The organism is Siminovitchia jepli (genome assembly GCF_047228825.1).
In the GTDB taxonomy this organism is placed as follows: Bacteria; Bacillota; Bacilli; order Bacillales; family Bacillaceae_C; genus Siminovitchia.
In genome coordinates this window covers 1-1,628 of sequence record NZ_JBFEGN010000189.1, presented here as the reverse complement: position 1 = coordinate 1,628, position 1,628 = coordinate 1, and the positions used below count along the sequence as shown (strand labels likewise).

Annotated in this window: 1 pseudogene; it reads left to right on the top strand. The window is 43.8% G+C overall.

The window, feature by feature from the left end:
* The first annotated feature begins 277 nt into the window (after positions 1-277).
* Positions 278-1,506, top strand: a pseudogene (locus tag AB1L08_RS22315) (IS110 family RNA-guided transposase).
* Positions 1,507-1,628: the final 122 nt, after the last annotated feature.

Sequence of the window (1,628 nt, the reverse complement as noted above, 5' to 3'; positions counted from 1 at the left end):
ACTAAACATACATGACCGGCGGGTCACAAACTTGGCATGAAAATGTTTCCAGCCAATAGTTCCCAGCACAAGCCTCCTTCTGATCCTTCATAATTAGATATAAACAGGGGAATGGTACGTCGTAATTTTTTATGGTGGGTTAAGACCCCGAAAACTAAACGGACAGCTTTCGATTGTGGAGCACAACCTACTGTTGCCACGAGCACGTATATCAAATTTCATCTTTCTCCAATCGAAGCGAACCCTGTTCATATCTCACATAGAAAGGATTATTGTTATGGAAGATTTGCTTGAACGCTGTGCTGGATTGGATGTCCACAAAGATTCTGTTGTCGCAACAGTCATTGTTGGAAAGCCTGGGAAACGTCTTGTAAAAGAAACGAAATCCTTTGGGACAATGACCCCGGATTTACTAGAATTAAGTGATTGGCTCGTTTCATTCGAGTGCACCCATGTAGCAATGGAAAGCACAGGGGTGTACTGGAAACCTGTGTTTAACATCTTGGAAGCGAACTTTAACGTGATTGTCGTTAATGCGAGACACATTAAGCATGTCCCTGGGCGAAAGACCGATGTAAAAGACAGCGACTGGATTGCTCAACTCCTTCGAAAGGGACTGCTCGCGGCTAGCTTCATTCCGCCGAAACCGATTCGAGAGTTGCGCGATTTAACACGCTATCGTAAAAAGTTGGTCAACCAACGTACAGCAGAGCGGAATCGCATCCAAAAGTTTTTGGAAGATGCCAACATCAAGATGGGGTCCGTTCTTTCAGATATTTTCGGTGTATCAGGAATGCGCATTCTAAAAGCTTTACTGAGTGAGAATCCACCGACTCCGGAAGAATTGGCGCAAACTGTACATGGAAGGGTGAAGCCCAAAATTCCGCAATTGGCTCGTTCTCTTCAAGGGAATTTAAGTGAGCATCATCGCTTCTTATTGCGAACGATCTTTGAGCACCTCGAATCCATAGGGTCTTGCATCGAACAGATTGAATCCCAAATTGAGACAATGCTCACTGCTTACAACGAACAGATTGAGCACCTTGATGGAATTCCCGGTGTCAGTCGAGATACTGCTGCAATCATTGTGGCCGAAATGGGTGTAGATATGAGTAAGTTCCCAAGTGCCAACCATGCGTCATCCTGGGCGGGTGTAAGTCCCGGCAACAACGAAAGTGCAGGTAAAAAAAAAGTACCCGAACGACCAAGGGAGATCAGTCATTAAAAACGGCCTTATGCGAAGCCGCCCAAGCAGCTAGCAAAACAAGAACCTATCTAGGTTCCAAGTATTGGGCACTAGCGAAAAGGCGAGGCAAGAAAAAAGCTACTATTGCCATAGCGCATAAAATATTAGTTATTGCTTATCACATGTTATTAAATGATGAAGATTACAAAGAACTGGGTGCCGATTATCTCCTTCAGCGCAATAAAGATCGAATTGAAAAACAATTGGCCAATCGTCTTCGGTCGATGGGTTATCAAGTCGAAAAACAACCGGCATCTTAGAAATTGGAAAGAATTACTAGCGATTCCCGGGCATCCTTATGGACTTTTTTACATGGGAATTTTTCCCGCGTACTTGACAAATTGAAACAGTGCGTTCAAGCAAAATGTTATTTTCATATCAA